A 15,979-nucleotide genomic window follows, 5' to 3' on the forward strand; every position below is an offset into this window, starting at 1 on the left:
GGTTTGTAAATACCGCCAAAGACTGAAGTATTTTTGCCTATTTTCTGGCATAATGGATAAAAGTCTTATAAAAGAAAGAGTGTAGTGGATGATTGTTGATTTTGTTGTTTTAACGTTGTTGTTTGGTATTGGTATATTAACTGTTAATATTTTGATAGCAGTGATGGAAAAAGCAAGTCCCCGTAAAGGCTTGCTCATTCTAACTATTTTTGAGTTATTTGTGATGGCAGGCTTTTTATATATTGCGCTACCTAGTAAAAATTTAAGTTCGCTTTTATGGTACAACTTGTGGGGAGCATTTGCGGCTATTTTATTGGCAAGTCTTTACCTGTCGGTTATAAAAGCGGGCAAAAAAATACGTAAGAATACGTTGATTTCCACTAAGCGCGCAGATATCTCTTTTGATACAAAATTAGTATCGGCTCAATTGGGGAAAGTTTTTGCCGCCGTAATGGTGTTGATGGTGCTATTATTTGCTGTTTCTAAAATTAGTGCAATTACATCCATTGATGAGGTTTACTCCTCAATCCCTGCAAAGACGAAGGAAAAAGCAGAAGTGCTAACTTCAACTAAAGAAACACCAATCGCAATTGCTCCTGATATGGTGAAGCGGAAAATGCTGCAGAAGTTTTCAGTCATTCCCAATTCCAATATGTTTACATTAGATGGTATTACTGCCCAGACAATCAATGGTGAGTATGTTTATGTGGCAACTGTGGAATACAATGGCTTTTTCAAATGGCTTAAATTGGGGGAAGTTCCCGGTTATTTCAAAATTAGTGCCACAGACATCAATGCACAACCTGAATTTGTCAAAGAGTCATTGAAGTACACGCCTTCCGCCTTTTTTAATCAAGATGCGGGAAGAAAAATTTATGCTGCTTTTCCTGGTTATGCTTCTTATGGAAAAATCAATCTCGAAATTGATGATAAAGGTATCCCTTATTATATTCAAACCTTATATAAGGAATATGGGGTCACAGGACTAATGCATTATAATGATTTCAAAACAGCCGTGCTAAACGCACAAACAGGCGATGTCAAATTGTATGACAGTAAAAAAGCGCCTGCTTTTGTAGATGCGCCGATTACTTCGGCTGCGGCCAACAGTATGAACGAATTCTTTGGACGCTATGGGCAAGGCTGGTGGAATCAATTTGTCTTTGGAGCTAAAAAAGATGTCAAAGTCCCAACGGATAATGGTATTTACGCTGCCGGACAAATTACACCGATGCTTAGTAAAGAAGGACAATTAAATTACTTCACTGATTTTACTAGTGGCGATGATGATCAAGACTCGGCCTTAGGTTACTCATTAATCGATGCTCGCAGTGGACAGTTGACATATTACCGCGATTCTGAAGTTGGAATAATGGATAGTGATGGTGCAATATCCATTGCCTCAAAAATTTATCCTGAAAAGAAATGGGATGCTGAAATGCCAGTTCTTTACAATATTGACGGTGTGCCAACGTGGATTGTCTCGTTAATGGATACAAAAGGCATTTTTAAAAAATATGTTTACATTAATGCAGTGGATAACGATATTGTGGTGGATGCTGAAAATGCGCAAAATGCGCTGGATGCTTATCGGATTGAACTTGCAACAAAAGGAAGTAATAATAGTAGTACTGAAGCAGACGCTTTAGCTCAAAAAAGTGGTGTAGTTCAACGCATCGTCGTACTCGCCAATGGCAGCAATACCGTAGTATCCTTTTTATTAAAAGATGATAATACTGTGTATAGTGTGAATTCAAACAATAGTCCTTATGCTATTTTTATTAAAGAAGGAGATAAGGTAACTTTTAAAGCTAACGTTACTGCGGATCAAACAGCAGCCAGTATCCAAGATTTAACAGTTCAAGGACTCGGAACAAAGGAATAAAGCAGTCTGTCAGCCAGAAAAACTTTTCTCGCTTTTTCAAAAGCGCTAAACCACAGCTTTTGCTTTTAATTGTCTAGCATAATGAACGAACACGCTGCGACAATAAGCCAAAATCTTAAGAAATTTGAGGAGCAATTTATTGCGATTGTGTCTTATTGCTGGCGCGTTAAACGAGTTCATTATGCTTTTCTTGTGATCGTATTGTTTGAAAGGTTAGAGGAGTAGTTTTAGAATGAACAATTGAGGTTTCAAATATAGAATGAGAGATATTTTTTTAAGTGAAGCAAATTAGAGGAGGAGTTTTTCTTGGCAATTATTTTAGCATCACAATCACCCAGACGAAAAGAGTTATTGGCCCGTTTGGTAGCAGACTTCAAAGTGGAGCCGGCAGATATTGATGAAACTGTAAAAGAAACAGATCGGCCGGAAGAATATGTCATTCATATGGCAAAGGAAAAAGCGAAAGTCGTGGCTGCAAAGCATCCCCAAGATTTGGTAATTGCCAGTGATACCATTGTTGTCAATCATGGTAAAATTTTGGGCAAACCAAACTCTCGAAAAGAAGCTTTTGTGATGTTAAAAGAGATGAGTGGAGGCATGCATCACGTCTATACAGCAGTTGTAATGCGGAAAGGACATCAAATCTTACAAGAATTAGTTCCAGCTAAAGTTTTATTTTTTGAACTAAGCGATGGGGAAATCAATCGTTATTTGGATACGGGAGAATATGCAGATAAAGCTGGTGCTTATGGCATTCAAGGCCAAGCAAGTCTATTTGTGAAAAAAGTTGATGGTGATTATTACAGTATTGTCGGTTTTCCTGTTGGTGTAGTGAATCAAATGTTGAAAAAGATCATCTAAAAAAGATACGCAGCCATTAATGTTGTCTAAATTCAGCGTAAAGCTGAGTTTATGAAACATTAAGAGCTGCGTATTTTTCAAGCATAAAATTTCTGCTTTTAAATAGATGGGCGTACTATTTTCTTAAAGGAGTGATTGATATGAATAAAGAAGAATTGAAAAAACAATTAACACCAGAAGAATATGCTGTGACGCAAGAAAATGCAACGGAGCGACCATTTACCGGGAAGTATGATGATTTTTATGAAAAGGGAATTTATGTAGATGTCGTTAGTGGCGAAGCACTTTTTTCATCAACGGATAAATACGATGCCGGCTGTGGTTGGCCTGCTTTTTCAAAACCAATTGAAAAACGAGGGGTTAAAGAAAAAGCTGATTTTTCCCATGGTATGCACCGAGTAGAAGTTCGCAGTAAAGATGCCGACTCTCATTTAGGCCATGTTTTTAGTGATGGACCAAAAGATGCCGGTGGTTTGCGGTATTGCATTAATTCCGCCGCATTAAAATTTATTCCTAAATCCGAAATGGAAGCTGCAGGTTATGGCGAATATTTACCACTTGTCAAATAGTCAGCTTTTGTCCTTTGTCAAACTATGCTACAATAAGGGGAACGTATGTACAGGAAGGACAAAAAAATGTACGAGTATTTGATTGGTAAAATTACGGGGATTACCCCAGCTTACATTGTTTTGGAAAATCAAGGAATTGGTTATCAAATTGCTGTGGGGAATCCGTATCGCTTTAAAGAACAAGAAGAGGCAAAAGTATATGTGCAACAGGTTATTCGAGAAGATACCCATATCTTATATGGTTTTAAAAAATTAGCTGAAAAGCAACTTTTTTTGCGCTTGATTAGTGTTTCAGGAATCGGACCTAAATCGGCTTTGGCAATTATGGCCGGAGAAGAGCATACGGGCATGATTAATGCGATTGAATCCGGTGATGTCACTTATTTAACCAAATTCCCAGGTGTTGGTAAAAAAACAGCGCAGCAAATGATATTAGATTTAAAGGGAAAATTAGGCGACTTATACGATCCGCAATTGAACTTGGAACTCTTACCACAATCTACTGGTAAAATAGCGCTCACAGAAGCAATGGAGGCCTTAGCAGCTTTAGGCTATAGTGCAAAAGAAGTCAAAAAAGTTGAGAAAACTTTGGCAAATGAAGAAATGCAGACAACAGATGAATATTTACGAGCGGCACTAAAACTTGTGATGAAAAAATAGAAAGGAGGAGAAGATGTGACAGAAGAACGGCTTGTCTCACCAGAAAAAGAATCGGTAGAGCAATTACTGGAAAAATCATTACGTCCCCAATTTTTGTCCCAGTATATTGGTCAAGACAAAGTGAAACATGAACTGTCTATTTATATCGCTGCGGCTAAAAATCGAGAAGAGTCTTTAGACCATGTTTTACTTTATGGCCCGCCTGGATTAGGAAAGACCACCATGGCGATGGTTATCGCCAATGAGATGAATGTAAACATTCGGACTACGAGTGGACCAGCTATAGAAAAACCCGGCGATCTGGTGGCGATTTTAAATGAATTGGAAGCAGGAGATGTTTTATTTATTGATGAAATTCATCGACTGCCCCGTGTCGCCGAAGAAATGTTGTATTCGGCCATGGAAGATTTTTATGTTGACATTATGGTAGGGCAAGGACCAACCGCGCATCCTGTCCACTTTCCTTTGCCTCCTTTTACCTTAGTAGGGGCTACGACGCGAGCAGGCATGCTTTCTGCGCCTTTGCGGGATCGTTTTGGTATTATTAGTCATTTGGAATATTATCGCGAGTCAGATTTACAAGAAATCGTTTTACGTTCGGCTGATATTTTTACTACTGCGATTGTCGAGACTGGTGCACACGAGATTGCCCGGCGTTCGCGGGGGACCCCGCGAATTGCCAATCGGCTATTAAAACGCGTGCGTGATTTTGCGCAAGTGGAAGCAGATGGTATAATTGATGACAAAATTGCCGCTCAGGCTTTGCAATTGCTGCAAGTCGATGAAGCGGGGCTTGATTATGTCGATCAAAAATTAATTAAAACGATGATTGAATTGTATGGTGGCGGACCAGTTGGCTTAAGTACGTTAGCGGTAAACATTGGAGAAGAAACCGAAACGGTGGAAGATATGTATGAGCCTTTTTTAATTCAAAAAGGATTTTTAAAACGAACTCCCCGTGGGCGAATTGCCACTGGATTAGCCTATGAACATTTTGGTTATCCTTATGAATAATGGAGTGTGTTGGGATGGCAGTTAATCAAACAAAAGTAAAGATTGCAACAGCGTTAATTGAGCTAGTAAAAACAACTGACTATAGTAAAATTAGCGTGCAAATGATTGCCAAAAAAGCAGAAATTAATCGCCAAACCTTTTATTATCATTTTGCAGATAAAGATGAACTATTGCGTTATATTTATTACACAGAAGCACTCAATTTCTTAACGAGTGACGAATTATCATTAGCAAACTGGGAAGAACAAGTGTTGCAAATGCTGCGAGCTATTTATCAGCATCGTGATTTTTATCGCAAAACAGTGGCAGACCGCAAAGAAATTTTAATTCGTGAGTTTTCCAAAATTGTCGGGCGACTTTTCCGTAAATTATTTGAAGACTTTGATACGGAAAACTATTTATCTGAATCGGATAAAGATTTTTATGGCCATTTTTTCACTTATGGCTGTAGCGGGGTGTTGTTAGCTTGGATTGAAGATGATTATCCTGTTCCCCCCTTGGAAGTGGCGACACAAATGTTTCGTTTAGCAAAAGATGTTGAATTTTATTCGTATCGTTTATATCAGCAAGAAGAACAATAGGAGGATAAGATGAAACGCATTTTATTTGTTTGTTTAGGCAATATTTGTCGCTCACCAATGGCTGAGGGACTATTTCGTCAATATACGATTGCAGCAGGCAAAAAAATTAGTGTAGATTCTGCTGCCACCAGTCGTTGGGAAGTTGGCAACCCGCCACATCCGGGCACGCAAAAAATTCTAAAAAAGGCTGGAATTGATTTTTCGGCTATGGTTTCACGCCAATTGCAACAAGAAGATTTTTATCACTTTGACTACATTGTAGGAATGGATAAAGAGAATGTCGCCGATATTTTGGCGGTAGCGCCCCAAGATAAAACTGCTAAAGTAGCTTCTTACTTGTCCGTAGTAGCTGAGAGAAAAAACGAGTCTATTCCTGATCCTTACTATACGGGGGATTTTTACGAGACAAAACGGTTGATTGAAGTAGGTTTGGCTCCCTGGCTGGAAATTTTGACTGCTGATTAAACAATCAAAAAAACTTGTCTTTTTATGGAAATTTGATAAAATATGCTTACTTATTAGAAGGGGTGGCGGCAATGAAAGAAAAAATGAATGTTAAAAAATTCGGCAATTTCGTGGCCAATACCTCGAATGCCTTATTAAAAGGATTTTTAAGTGATAATATGGATAAAGAGCTACAGCAAAAGATTTCAGTGGAAATGGCTGAAACTTTAGTCTTGGCTGCCGAAAAAGAAAGTCTTGTGGTTTTACAGTTGGATGTGAGTCAAAATAGCGTCAAATATGAAACAGTTTATGGTTGGATTTTAAATAAACAATTAAATCCTAATCATTTAATCATGCAACCGCAAAATAAAGAACAGCCTATACGCATGATTCCATTAGAGTCCATCCGGAAGGTCAGTATTTTGGATAAAACAGGACAACGCACCAGTATTACGCGACAATCATAAAGGGATAATAGCTACGCGGCGGATAGCTGGCGTAGTTTTTTTGTAGGAAATTATATGCTTTTTATAAAAAATAAGGTCATTACGACAATAAGCTGAAATTTCAAGAAATTGAAGAGTAACTTAGTAAGATTTCGTCTGCTGGCGAGCTGAAGAAAAGTTCTTTTATCTCTTCTTATAAGAAGAGATAAAAAGGGCCCGTCGCTAGGGAGGCGACGGGCAAGGAGTTAAAAATGAAAAAGTGTTAGTTAGGGTTGTTTGTTGGTACACTTATATAGTACAAACCATTTATGAATATTTTGTGAATCAAAGAAGCAAAAATTGGTAAATATCTTTAAAAAAGTATTAAGCAATAAAAGCTAAAGGAACTTACTCAGCTCTTAAGCAATAAGCTGGAATTTTAATAAATTGTTCTTCCGATTTATTTAAAATTTTAGTTTATTGCCGTAGAGAGCTGGTTCATGTGCTGGACATCTAGAAAAGCGAAAGGAACTTACACAGCTCTTTATAAAAATCATATCAGTTCTTTACATACAAAAAACCTGCTTAACGGATAGATGTGGTCTCCGTTAAGCAGGTTTTCTATTATTATTGGAGTATCATAAGCATTTATAAACTTAAATTATAGGCACTAAATGTATCACCATGGTTTAAGTCGCCGTATTGATAGCCGCGCTTAAACCAATCAACCCGTTGCTCAGAAGTACCATGAGTAAAACTATCTGGAACCACATATCCTTGTGCTTCTTGTTGCAAGGTATCATCGCCAATTTGATTTGCCGCCTGCATCGCTTCGTCAATATCCCCTACTTCTAAAATAGGTTGTCCTTGGTAGGTTTTATTTTCTAAATAACGGGCAAAACACCCAGCAAAGTAATCTGCTTGTAATTCTAAAGCTACACTGTAGCGATTGTACTGTTTTTCCGAAAGACGGCTACGTAATTGTTCCATTTTGGCAGAGGTTCCCAACTCATATTGCACATGATGGCCGACCTCATGGGCAATTACATAGGCCATAGCAAAATCTCCGGTGGCACCGAAACGTTGCGATAACTCTTCTTGAAAACTTAAATCCAAGTAGACTTTTTGATCTCCAGGGCAATAAAAGGGACCCACGGCAGAAGAAGCTTGTCCACAAGCAGAACGGACGCTGCCACTGTATAAAACTAAGGTTGGATCTTCGTAATCTTGTTGGTATTTGGCATATTCTGTTGTTTTAAATTCACTATTCCAATAATCTTCCAAATGACCAAATACCACACTGGCAAACTCTTTTTGATCATCGGTTCCGGTGGGCTGTTGGGCAGTAATTGGACTGTTTTCACTCCCTAAAAGAGATCCTAAGTCAATATTGCCACCAGAAAAGAATAAAGAAAATAAAACAATCAGTAAGACACCAATGCCGCCCCCGCCAATCAAGCCTCCGGATAGTCCTCCGGAACTGCTACGACGATCTTCGACATTCTGACTTTGTCGTCCACCCTTCCAACGCATAAGCGTCCCTCCTTATTTGCGCTTACTTATTTTTTTCATTAAAGATTTTGCGTAAACGTTTATATAAAATGATATATTGTTCGTCGTCTTGGCCTAACTCCCATAAAAAGAAATTTGAATTTGGTGTTTGATTTTTTATCAATAAAGAAGAACTGATAATCAAATCATAATGATCTTGTTTTTGGCTAGCAAAAGTTTCAGCATTAACAAATTTTAAGTCCGACATGAATTGGTAGATACTTTTTACGATTAAGTAGTTATGTTCAATTGCAACACCGACTTCAACTTTTTTCGCATGCGTCATGGTGTCATAAAGTGGCATTAATACTTGCGTAAAACCATTGACGAGACTATTAATGGTTGCGTTATTAACAAAAGCATCATAAGGCTCTTTATTGCTTTTATCGACAAAGAAGGTACGGATCTTTCCTTCCATTTCTCGGATTGGCGATTCAAAAACTTGTTTTGGTCCTAACAAACGTTGGATGGTTGGCATCCGATATTTAATTACATAGTAACCAAAAGTAATATTTAATAAATTTCCTATGACAAGAGGTTGATCTAAAATAGAAGGATTATTGGTGAATAATTCTTCTTTGGCGAAATGTAAAAATTCTTCTACCAAATTGTCAACAGGATTTGGTTCTTTTTTAAAATCGTGAATAGTTTGAGCTAAAGTCGGATCGTCTTCTAACGTATAAAAAGGAATGAAATGCGCTAAAAAGAATATAAAACTCGATTCCGCTTTACTTTGACGCGCGGTTAATTGATTATCGACTAAAGGATTTAAGCGGGTAAAATCATAATAGTCATTATTTTTCATTAAGCAGTCATAAGCTTTATCGTATTTAACAAAAATACCTTTTTTAATGCGAAGTAAGAAAATCGCCGCAAAATATTTTAGCTCTAAACTTCCCAAATAAGTACGAGAAAGGGGGAAGTATTCTCCAAAAGCTGCTACCATTTGGTTCACTTTATCTTCAGATACTTTAAACGGCCAAACGATTCCTCTGGTACCCAGCCAGATTAGATTAAATAAAGCCAAGCGGGCAAGACGTTCATCTCCAACTATGCCAGCTTCTGTATATGTAAAACGTAAATTAAATGACTTCAAAAAATTTTTTAACTTTTCAATTTTACGCGAGACTGTGGAGCGACTGGAGAAGTAGCGATCACAAAAGTCTTCAATTGTTGGATTTTCTTCATTGATAAAATATAAAATAAATTGAAATGGAACAGAATTTTGCAACAAATAATAACGATATTCATCAATCGTTGCAGTCAAATTCAGACAATTAATTTTTCCCGCTCCAATTAAGAAGCTTTCATGCTCAGGGCGAATCTCACTAATTTCTTTATCAATCTCCGTTAAATCAATAACGGTTTGTTGGTAATTAAGGTTCATTTCTTGCGCTAGTTCAGCAATTGAATAATTGGGACGACCAATAAACATCATTTTGCGGAACAGTTCAAATTTTAATAGCGTTGATGCATCCATCATCAGCTCTTCATATACCATAAATATCCCTCCATATTTTGACTCCTTTTTCTCATTGTATCGTTTTTTGGTCAGGCTGTCAGTTATAAGCACACGCAAAAACGCCCCCTTCTTAAAAGAAGCAGGCGTTTTATTTATTGTCATTTAAAATAGAAATACAGAGAAAATTTATTGTTAACTTTCAGCGGGTGCTTTTTTTACAGCTGTCCAAATCAAACCCACAATAAAACCAAGGAGTGCCGGCACAATCCAACCCATTCCCACTTGGAAAAAAGGGAGGTAATCATTGGCAAAATGAAGTAGGCTTTGAACAGGGGCCAAATTTCTCAAAAATGCTGGGGCGGCGTTTAGTCCGTCTAAAATAGCTGCAAATAAAGTAAAGTAAGTCGTTAAGCGATAAACACTGGCCCGTTGTTTAAATAAAGGACCAAGTAAAGCAAGGAGGATTAATGTAATTGCCAATGGATAGGTAAACATTAAAACCGGAGTAGAAAACTCGATAATTTTCGTTAAACCAATGTTGGCAAACAAGCAAGCTAGTAAGCTGGCACCGGTAACAAAAGTAGTATATTTTTGTTGTGGGAACAATTCAACAAACGTTTCTGAAAAAGCTGTAATTAATCCAATTGCAGTTTTTAAACAAGCGATAATGACAATAAAGGCTAATAGTATGCTGCCGCCAGTTCCTAAGTAGTGTTTAGCAATTTCTGCTAAAGCCACCCCACCGTTTTCGGAAATGGCAAATTTGCCAAGACTCATCGTTCCCATTAAAGAAAGAAGCGTATAAATAATACCCATTAAAAGAATACTAATGAAACCTGATTTAACCGTATCCATGGCAATGGTACTTGGTTTTTTGACACCCATATCTTTTAAAGTGGTGACAATAATAATACCAAAAGCCAATGAAGCTAAAGCATCTAATGTGTTGTAACCCTCTGTAAAACCTGTTAAAAAAGCGTGGTCGGTATAATTAGCTTGAATTGGTGTTGCGCTAATGCTGCCGATAGGATTTAAAAAGGCTAATAAAATTAAAACGCCTAATAATACTAAAAATAAAGGATTCAAAAATTTTCCCACGTAATTTAACAATTTAGTTGGTTTGCGGGACAGGGCCCAGGCGCTAATAAAAAATAGTACACTAAAAATTGCTAAGGCTAAAGTAGTCTGGCTTTTAGCTAAAAAAGGTGCCAAGCCAATTTCAAAAGATGTTGTAGCTAATCGCGGTAAAGCAAAAAAGGGACCGATTACTAAATACAGTAAAATTGTAAAAATTTTGGCATAGGTTTTATTCACGCGACAAGCTAAATCGTACAATCCGCTACTGCGGGATAAGCCAATTGCTAAAACACCTAAAAAGGGTAGCCCAATCCCGGTTACAAGAAAGCCCAAGTTGGCGCTAAAAACGTTGGCACCGGCTAATTGCCCCATATGGACGGGAAAAATTAGATTGCCTGCGCCAAAGAATAGACCGAATAACATCGAACCGACAAATAAATAATCTTTAAATTGTAACTTTTTTTCCATTTTCCACCTCGAAAATTATAAATTCTATCAATTATTGCGTATTATTTTGCGATTGTCTGATTCCCGCTCCCCAAAGCGTGAAATGACAATTCTATTAAGTGATAAGTGTTTCAAAAATAACAGAATTGACGGCGATTTTCAAGAGTTTTCTGAAAGTTTAGCTAGATAATGCCATGAATTGTCCTCTTGGCTAAAAAATGCCGATTATCTATCAGGTGTGCTAAAATAAATTGAGGTGAAAAAAGTGACAAAAGGACGTTTAACGGCTTTTACAGATGGCGTAGTGGCCATTGTCATCACGATTTTGGTATTGGAAATTCGTTTTCCTGCTGCACCAACTTTAGCATCGCTTTTAGCCATGCGAGATGTTTTAACCGCTTATACGATTAGTTTCATTTTTGTAGCAGTAATTTGGGTAACCCATCATCGGGTAATGAAGATGACTGAAAAAGTAGATGATCGTGTAATCTGGGCCAATATTTTTTGGTTGTTTTGGTTAACTTTGTGTCCGGCTGTGACCCAATGGGTTGGGAGTAATCCGGGGATGTTTTGGCCGGCTTTAGCCTATGTGGTTGTCTATACGATGTGGAGCTTTTCTTTTGGTATTTTAACCAAGCAAATTTTAAAAGCTAATGATGATAATACCCGTGGCACACAACTCCTACGTCATGATCGTCGTAGTGGGCTGTCAATGGTAATTAATTTATTACTTATAGCGGCAGTTTTTTGGCATCCTACAATTGGGTTATTTGGCCGTTTTATCGTTTCAGCCATCTGGATACCTTCTTATGAAACAGCTGCGAAAATCCAAAATCGTTTGGAAATATAAGTTTTATTTTCATTACGTACACGATCAGGATTTGTTTACATGCGAATAATAAAAAAGCGTTCAACCACTGCAAAATCAGTGAGATGAACGCTTTTTTTATAGAAATGGTACTGCTAAAGCTTATTTTTTTCAAATTTAAAATGATAGATTACCCTTAAAATGACAAACCAAATAGGGGTCACAAGGGCTGCGACACGGGTTTCTTTTGATAAGAGTAAGACAACTGCTACAAAGAGTAAGAAAGCAAAAATCAGGATATTGCTATAAGGATAAAAAGGCATTTTAAAAGCATGGCTTTTTTTACCTAAGATACTTTTACGATATTTCATGTGAGTGTAGACAAGAATTCCCCAAATAAATAAAAAGCAGGTAGTTGCGACACTCGTAACAATGGTAAAGACTTCACTGGGCATGAAGTAATTTAAGATAACGGCGATGAAAATCACTAAAGCAGAAAAGAAAATAGCGTTGCCGGGCACTTGGTGTTTGGTCAATTTTTCAAAAGGTTTTGGGGCACTCCCTTCTTGAGCCAAAGAGCGGAGCATCCGTCCGGTACTGTAAATTGCACTATTACAAGCAGAAGCAGCTGCAGATAAGACTACGACGTTAATGACGGTGGCCGCGGCAGTGATGCCAATATCTGAGAATACTTCCACAAACGGACTCTCACTAGCACTCAAACTATTCCAAGGATAAATAGCCATAATGACAAATAAAGCCCCTAAATAAAATAAAATGATGCGAATCGGAATATTGTTAATGGCTTCAGGTAAAACTTTTTTAGGATTTTTTGTTTCCCCAGCTACAAGTCCGACCAATTCAATACCAGCAAAAGCAAAAGTTACCATTTGAAAAGAAAGCACAAAACCGGACATTCCTTTTGGAAACCAACCGCCATGGTGCCAAACATTACTAACTTTTACTACTCCAGCAGTAGTTTGATAATGGGTAACAATCATATAAGCACCCACTACAATCAAAGCAATAATGGCCACAACTTTAATTAGAGCAAACCAAAATTCAAGTTCCCCAAATAAAGATACGGCAATCATATTTAAGGCTACTAATAAAACTAAGGCAATTAATTCCGGTAACCACTGGGGGATTTGGGGAAACCAGTACCGTACGTAAAGACCAGTCGCGGTTAAATCGGCCATAGCAATAGAAATCCAACAAAACCAATAGGTCCATCCGGTTAGAAAAGCCCATTTTTTTCCTAAGTATTCTGCAACAAAATCTAAAAAAGAATGCTTATCGGTATTAGATAAAAGTAATTCGCCTAATGAGCGCATAATCAAAAAACAAATACACCCTGTAATTAGATAAGCAAATAAAATAGCGGGTCCGGCTAATTGAATTGATTTACCTGCCCCTAAAAACAAACCAGTACCAATCGCGCCTCCAATTGAAATTAACTGGACATGACGATTTTTTAAACTGCGACTTAATTCTTGCGATTCCATCAAATTTTCATCCTTTGTAATTGGGGAAATTCCCTCTGAATTTTTTTCTTGGAGAGTGCTGGCTTAATTTTAGGATAATTTTCAGAAAATTTCAATGTTAGATTGTTATTGCTTTTTTGACAAAAAAATACCAACGACTAAAAGTAAAGGTGTAGAGGAGACTTTTAGCCGTTGGTTATTCTAATTATGCTTCTTTATCTAAAACACGGTGTAAGAATTTTTTCGTTCGTTCTTCTTTTGGATTTCCAAAAATATCTTCTGGGCAGCCTTGTTCTGCAATAACGCCTTTATCCATAAAAATGACGCGATTAGAGACATCACGGGCAAAATCCATTTCGTGGGTTACCACTACCATGGTTAACCCTGTCTGAGCGAGTGCTTTCATTGTTTTTAAAACTTCGCCTACCATTTCTGGATCAAGTGCAGAGGTTGGTTCGTCAAAAAGCATGACATCTGGGTCCATTGAGAGGGCGCGGGCAATCGCTACCCGTTGTTTTTGCCCCCCTGATAATTGTGATGGTTTTGCTTCAATGTAGCGGTCCATCCCGACTTTTTCCAAGTTAGTTAATGCAATTTTTTTTGCTTCAGCACGATTGCGTTTTAACACAGTCGTCTGTCCGGTAACACAGTTTTCTAAAACATTCATATTGCTAAATAAATTAAAGGATTGAAAAACCATGCCTAAATGCGTCCGATATTTTGTCAGACTATAACCGGGGGATAAGACATTTTCCCCTTTATAATAAATTTCACCACTAGTGGGTTTTTCTAATAAATTGATGCAACGTAATAAAGTTGATTTACCAGAACCGGATGAACCGATAATGGAAACCACTTCACCTTTAGTTACAGAAAAGTCAATATCTTTTAAAACTTCATTTTCTCCAAAGCTTTTTTTCAAATGCTGAATGTCAATAATTTTCTCTGCCATGTTTATTCCTCCTAAAATTATCCCTATTCTTCTGCTTCTAATTCAGCTTCATCAGCTTTGATGTATGATTGTGGCCCATCTATCCGTTTTTCAACTAAACGTAAAATTCGGGAAACGCTATACGTCATAATCAAATACATAATGCCGACGATAGTAAAGACTGGGAAGAACTTATAGTTCGTTCCGGCAGCAGATGTTCCTTGGAAGAACAAGTCCGCAACAGAGATAACGCTCAATACGGCGGTATCTTTAATATTGATGACAAATTCATTACCAGTAGCAGGCAAAATATTTCGAATAACTTGAGGTAAGACAACTTTGGTCATGGTTTGCCCATGTGTCATCCCGATTGCTTGTGCAGCTTCAAATTGGCCAGGGTCAACTGAAAAAATCCCGCCCCGTACGATTTCAGACATATAAGCTCCGGTATTAAAAGATACGATAATAAAGGCTGCTAAGGTTCGGTTTAAATCGATTTGGAAAACTTGTGCCAAACCGTAATAAATGACCATTGCTTGTACCATCATTGGTGTGCCTCGGAAAATTTCAATATAAACGGACAATAACCAATTAAAGAATTTTTGGAAAATAAATAATACTTTGTTTTCAGCTACTGGCAGTGAGCGAATAACGCCAATGAGTAAGCCAAGGCTTGTTCCCAAAATGGTACTAACAATAGCAATAAGCAGTGTTAAACCTGCTCCCCGTAAAAATAAACCACCGTATTGGTTCCAAATTGTTTTAATATCATGTAAAAATCCGGATTCTTCATCGTTACTATCAGCGGCAGCAGGTTGCTCTTTAATTGCTGCATCCATCAATTTGGTACGTTCATCTTCTGAAATTCCCGCCAAAATTTGATTGACTTTTGCAACATCGGAATCGCCTTTACGCATACCAACGGCTACTTGCACATCTTCAGGGTTGGTTTTAAAGCCTTTATCTTTGGCAAATTCTACCATTGCATAATTTTTATCAACTGATGTTGCGGTAACACCTTCTGGCCGTTCAGAAACATAGCCGTCAATGACACCAGAAGAGAGTGCTGCACGCATCGCTGAAAAATTCTTTTGGGCTTGTTCTTTTTGCACACCAGGAATCTGATCAATTACAGTATAGTGAAACGTATTTAATTGGGCGGTAAGTTTTGCCCCTTTAAAGTCAGCCAAATCTTTGGCTTTAGCATATTTGCTATCTTTTCTGGTCACGATAACCAAATGAGATTCATAGTAAGGATTTGTAAAATCAATTTCTTTTTTACGTTCAGCAGTTGGCGACATCCCGGCGATCACCGCATCGATTTTGCCAGATTGTAAAGCGACTGGAAGGCCATCCCAATCGGTTTTAACAATTACTAATTTTTTACCTAATCCCGCGGCAACTTTTTTGGCAATTTGGACATCATAGCCACCTGCCCAAGCTGATTTTTCTCCTTGGATTGGAACAGCACCGTGGGCATCTGTTGTTTGGGTCCAGTTAAAGGGGGCATAACCGGCTTCCATCCCAACTCGAAGTGTGTCTGATGGTGTTTGGCTATCAGCAGCTGCTGGTGTCGCTGCAAAAGCGACGGTGAAAAAGCTTAAAATAATGGTAAGTAGTGCGGTAACGGAAATTTTTTTATTCATGTTCTGCTCCTTAAAAAGTATTTGACCATACCAACGTAATTTAAGTGGGGCACTTAAAACACGAGAGAGATGAATGGAGTTGCCGCCAGCGAAAAAATAAAAAAACAGCCGAAATCAGTTCGTATGAAAAGAAA

At 37.8% G+C, this 15,979-nt stretch carries 15 protein-coding genes; 9 read left to right on the plus strand and 6 right to left on the minus strand.

Annotation, left to right across the window (positions count from 1 at the left end):
* Positions 1–88 precede the first annotated feature (88 nt).
* The 8 genes from RK01_RS12585 to RK01_RS12620 all read left to right on the plus strand — a co-directional run bounded on the left by RK01_RS12585 (position 89) and on the right by RK01_RS12620 (position 6,481).
* The gene (locus RK01_RS12585) at positions 89–1,885 is read left to right on the plus strand and encodes a TgpA N-terminal domain-containing protein (protein WP_016173664.1); all 1,797 of its coding nucleotides are present in this window, start codon (positions 89–91) and stop codon (positions 1,883–1,885) included.
* A gap of 306 nt (positions 1,886–2,191) precedes the next feature.
* A complete protein-coding gene (locus RK01_RS12590; protein WP_016173665.1) occupies positions 2,192–2,746 on the plus strand; it encodes a Maf family protein in 555 nt (184 codons plus the stop codon).
* Between the two features lie 140 nt (positions 2,747–2,886).
* A complete protein-coding gene (msrB, locus tag RK01_RS12595) occupies positions 2,887–3,315 on the plus strand; it encodes a peptide-methionine (R)-S-oxide reductase MsrB (RefSeq protein ID WP_016173666.1) in 429 nt (142 codons plus the stop codon).
* A 66-nt stretch (positions 3,316–3,381) separates the two neighbouring features.
* Positions 3,382–3,975 carry a Holliday junction branch migration protein RuvA gene (gene ruvA, locus RK01_RS12600; protein ID WP_016173667.1) on the plus strand — a complete coding sequence of 198 codons (594 nt, stop codon included), beginning with the start codon at positions 3,382–3,384 and terminating at the stop codon, positions 3,973–3,975.
* Positions 3,976–3,990: 15 nt separating this feature from the next.
* Positions 3,991–4,989: a Holliday junction branch migration DNA helicase RuvB gene (gene ruvB / locus RK01_RS12605; RefSeq protein WP_016173668.1), complete on the plus strand. Its 999-nt coding sequence runs from the start codon at positions 3,991–3,993 to the stop codon at positions 4,987–4,989.
* Positions 4,990–5,003: 14 nt separating this feature from the next.
* Positions 5,004–5,570 carry a TetR/AcrR family transcriptional regulator gene (locus RK01_RS12610; RefSeq protein WP_016173669.1) on the plus strand — a complete coding sequence of 189 codons (567 nt, stop codon included), beginning with the start codon at positions 5,004–5,006 and terminating at the stop codon, positions 5,568–5,570.
* A gap of 9 nt (positions 5,571–5,579) precedes the next feature.
* Positions 5,580–6,035 (plus strand): low molecular weight protein-tyrosine-phosphatase, encoded by a 456-nt coding sequence (locus RK01_RS12615; RefSeq protein ID WP_016173670.1) that lies wholly within the window; start codon positions 5,580–5,582, stop codon positions 6,033–6,035.
* 71 nt (positions 6,036–6,106) lie between these two features.
* The gene (locus RK01_RS12620) at positions 6,107–6,481 is read left to right on the plus strand and encodes a hypothetical protein (protein ID WP_016173671.1); all 375 of its coding nucleotides are present in this window, start codon (positions 6,107–6,109) and stop codon (positions 6,479–6,481) included.
* Positions 6,482–7,087: 606 nt separating this feature from the next.
* On the opposite strand, the gene ypfJ is transcribed toward RK01_RS12620, so the two are convergent.
* The 3 genes from ypfJ to brnQ all read right to left on the minus strand — a co-directional run bounded on the left by ypfJ (position 7,088) and on the right by brnQ (position 10,997).
* Positions 7,088–7,972, minus strand: coding sequence for a KPN_02809 family neutral zinc metallopeptidase (ypfJ, locus tag RK01_RS12625; RefSeq protein WP_016173672.1), 885 nt, complete (start codon positions 7,970–7,972; stop codon positions 7,088–7,090).
* Between the two features lie 22 nt (positions 7,973–7,994).
* Positions 7,995–9,491 carry a helix-turn-helix domain-containing protein gene (locus tag RK01_RS12630; protein ID WP_016173673.1) on the minus strand — a complete coding sequence of 499 codons (1,497 nt, stop codon included), beginning with the start codon at positions 9,489–9,491 and terminating at the stop codon, positions 7,995–7,997.
* A gap of 153 nt (positions 9,492–9,644) precedes the next feature.
* Complete coding sequence (gene brnQ / locus RK01_RS12635; protein ID WP_016173674.1) at positions 9,645–10,997, minus strand: branched-chain amino acid transport system II carrier protein; 1,353 nt, start codon at positions 10,995–10,997, stop codon at positions 9,645–9,647.
* A gap of 244 nt (positions 10,998–11,241) precedes the next feature.
* Between brnQ and RK01_RS12640 the strand changes: the two genes are divergently transcribed.
* Complete coding sequence (locus RK01_RS12640) at positions 11,242–11,826, plus strand: TMEM175 family protein (RefSeq protein WP_016173675.1); 585 nt, start codon at positions 11,242–11,244, stop codon at positions 11,824–11,826.
* 113 nt (positions 11,827–11,939) lie between these two features.
* On the opposite strand, the gene RK01_RS12645 is transcribed toward RK01_RS12640, so the two are convergent.
* The 3 genes from RK01_RS12645 to RK01_RS12655 all read right to left on the minus strand — a co-directional run bounded on the left by RK01_RS12645 (position 11,940) and on the right by RK01_RS12655 (position 15,845).
* Positions 11,940–13,292 (minus strand): amino acid permease, encoded by a 1,353-nt coding sequence (locus RK01_RS12645; protein ID WP_195515768.1) that lies wholly within the window; start codon positions 13,290–13,292, stop codon positions 11,940–11,942.
* Between the two features lie 181 nt (positions 13,293–13,473).
* Positions 13,474–14,220 carry an amino acid ABC transporter ATP-binding protein gene (locus RK01_RS12650; RefSeq protein ID WP_016173677.1) on the minus strand — a complete coding sequence of 249 codons (747 nt, stop codon included), beginning with the start codon at positions 14,218–14,220 and terminating at the stop codon, positions 13,474–13,476.
* 23 nt (positions 14,221–14,243) lie between these two features.
* The gene (locus RK01_RS12655) at positions 14,244–15,845 is read right to left on the minus strand and encodes an ABC transporter permease subunit (RefSeq protein WP_016173678.1); all 1,602 of its coding nucleotides are present in this window, start codon (positions 15,843–15,845) and stop codon (positions 14,244–14,246) included.
* Positions 15,846–15,979: the final 134 nt, after the last annotated feature.

Source organism: Enterococcus dispar ATCC 51266, from assembly GCF_000406945.1.
GTDB lineage: Bacteria > Bacillota > Bacilli > Lactobacillales > Enterococcaceae > Enterococcus_C > Enterococcus_C dispar.

Excerpts from the sequence above, each read along its gene's own strand:
- RK01_RS12585 (WP_016173664.1), top strand. The coding sequence starts at position 89 with ATGATTGTTGATTTTGTTGTTTTAACGTTGTTGTTTGGTATTGGTATA.
- msrB (WP_016173666.1), top strand. The coding sequence starts at position 2,887 with ATGAATAAAGAAGAATTGAAAAAACAATTAACACCAGAAGAATATGCT.
- ruvA (WP_016173667.1), top strand. The coding sequence starts at position 3,382 with ATGTACGAGTATTTGATTGGTAAAATTACGGGGATTACCCCAGCTTAC.
- RK01_RS12610 (WP_016173669.1), top strand. The coding sequence starts at position 5,004 with ATGGCAGTTAATCAAACAAAAGTAAAGATTGCAACAGCGTTAATTGAG.
- RK01_RS12615 (WP_016173670.1), top strand. The coding sequence starts at position 5,580 with ATGAAACGCATTTTATTTGTTTGTTTAGGCAATATTTGTCGCTCACCA.
- RK01_RS12620 (WP_016173671.1), top strand. The coding sequence starts at position 6,107 with ATGAAAGAAAAAATGAATGTTAAAAAATTCGGCAATTTCGTGGCCAAT.
- ypfJ (WP_016173672.1), bottom strand. The coding sequence starts at position 7,972 with ATGCGTTGGAAGGGTGGACGACAAAGTCAGAATGTCGAAGATCGTCGT.
- RK01_RS12630 (WP_016173673.1), bottom strand. The coding sequence starts at position 9,491 with ATGGTATATGAAGAGCTGATGATGGATGCATCAACGCTATTAAAATTT.
- brnQ (WP_016173674.1), bottom strand. The coding sequence starts at position 10,997 with ATGGAAAAAAAGTTACAATTTAAAGATTATTTATTTGTCGGTTCGATG.
- RK01_RS12650 (WP_016173677.1), bottom strand. The coding sequence starts at position 14,220 with ATGGCAGAGAAAATTATTGACATTCAGCATTTGAAAAAAAGCTTTGGA.
- RK01_RS12655 (WP_016173678.1), bottom strand. The coding sequence starts at position 15,845 with ATGAATAAAAAAATTTCCGTTACCGCACTACTTACCATTATTTTAAGC.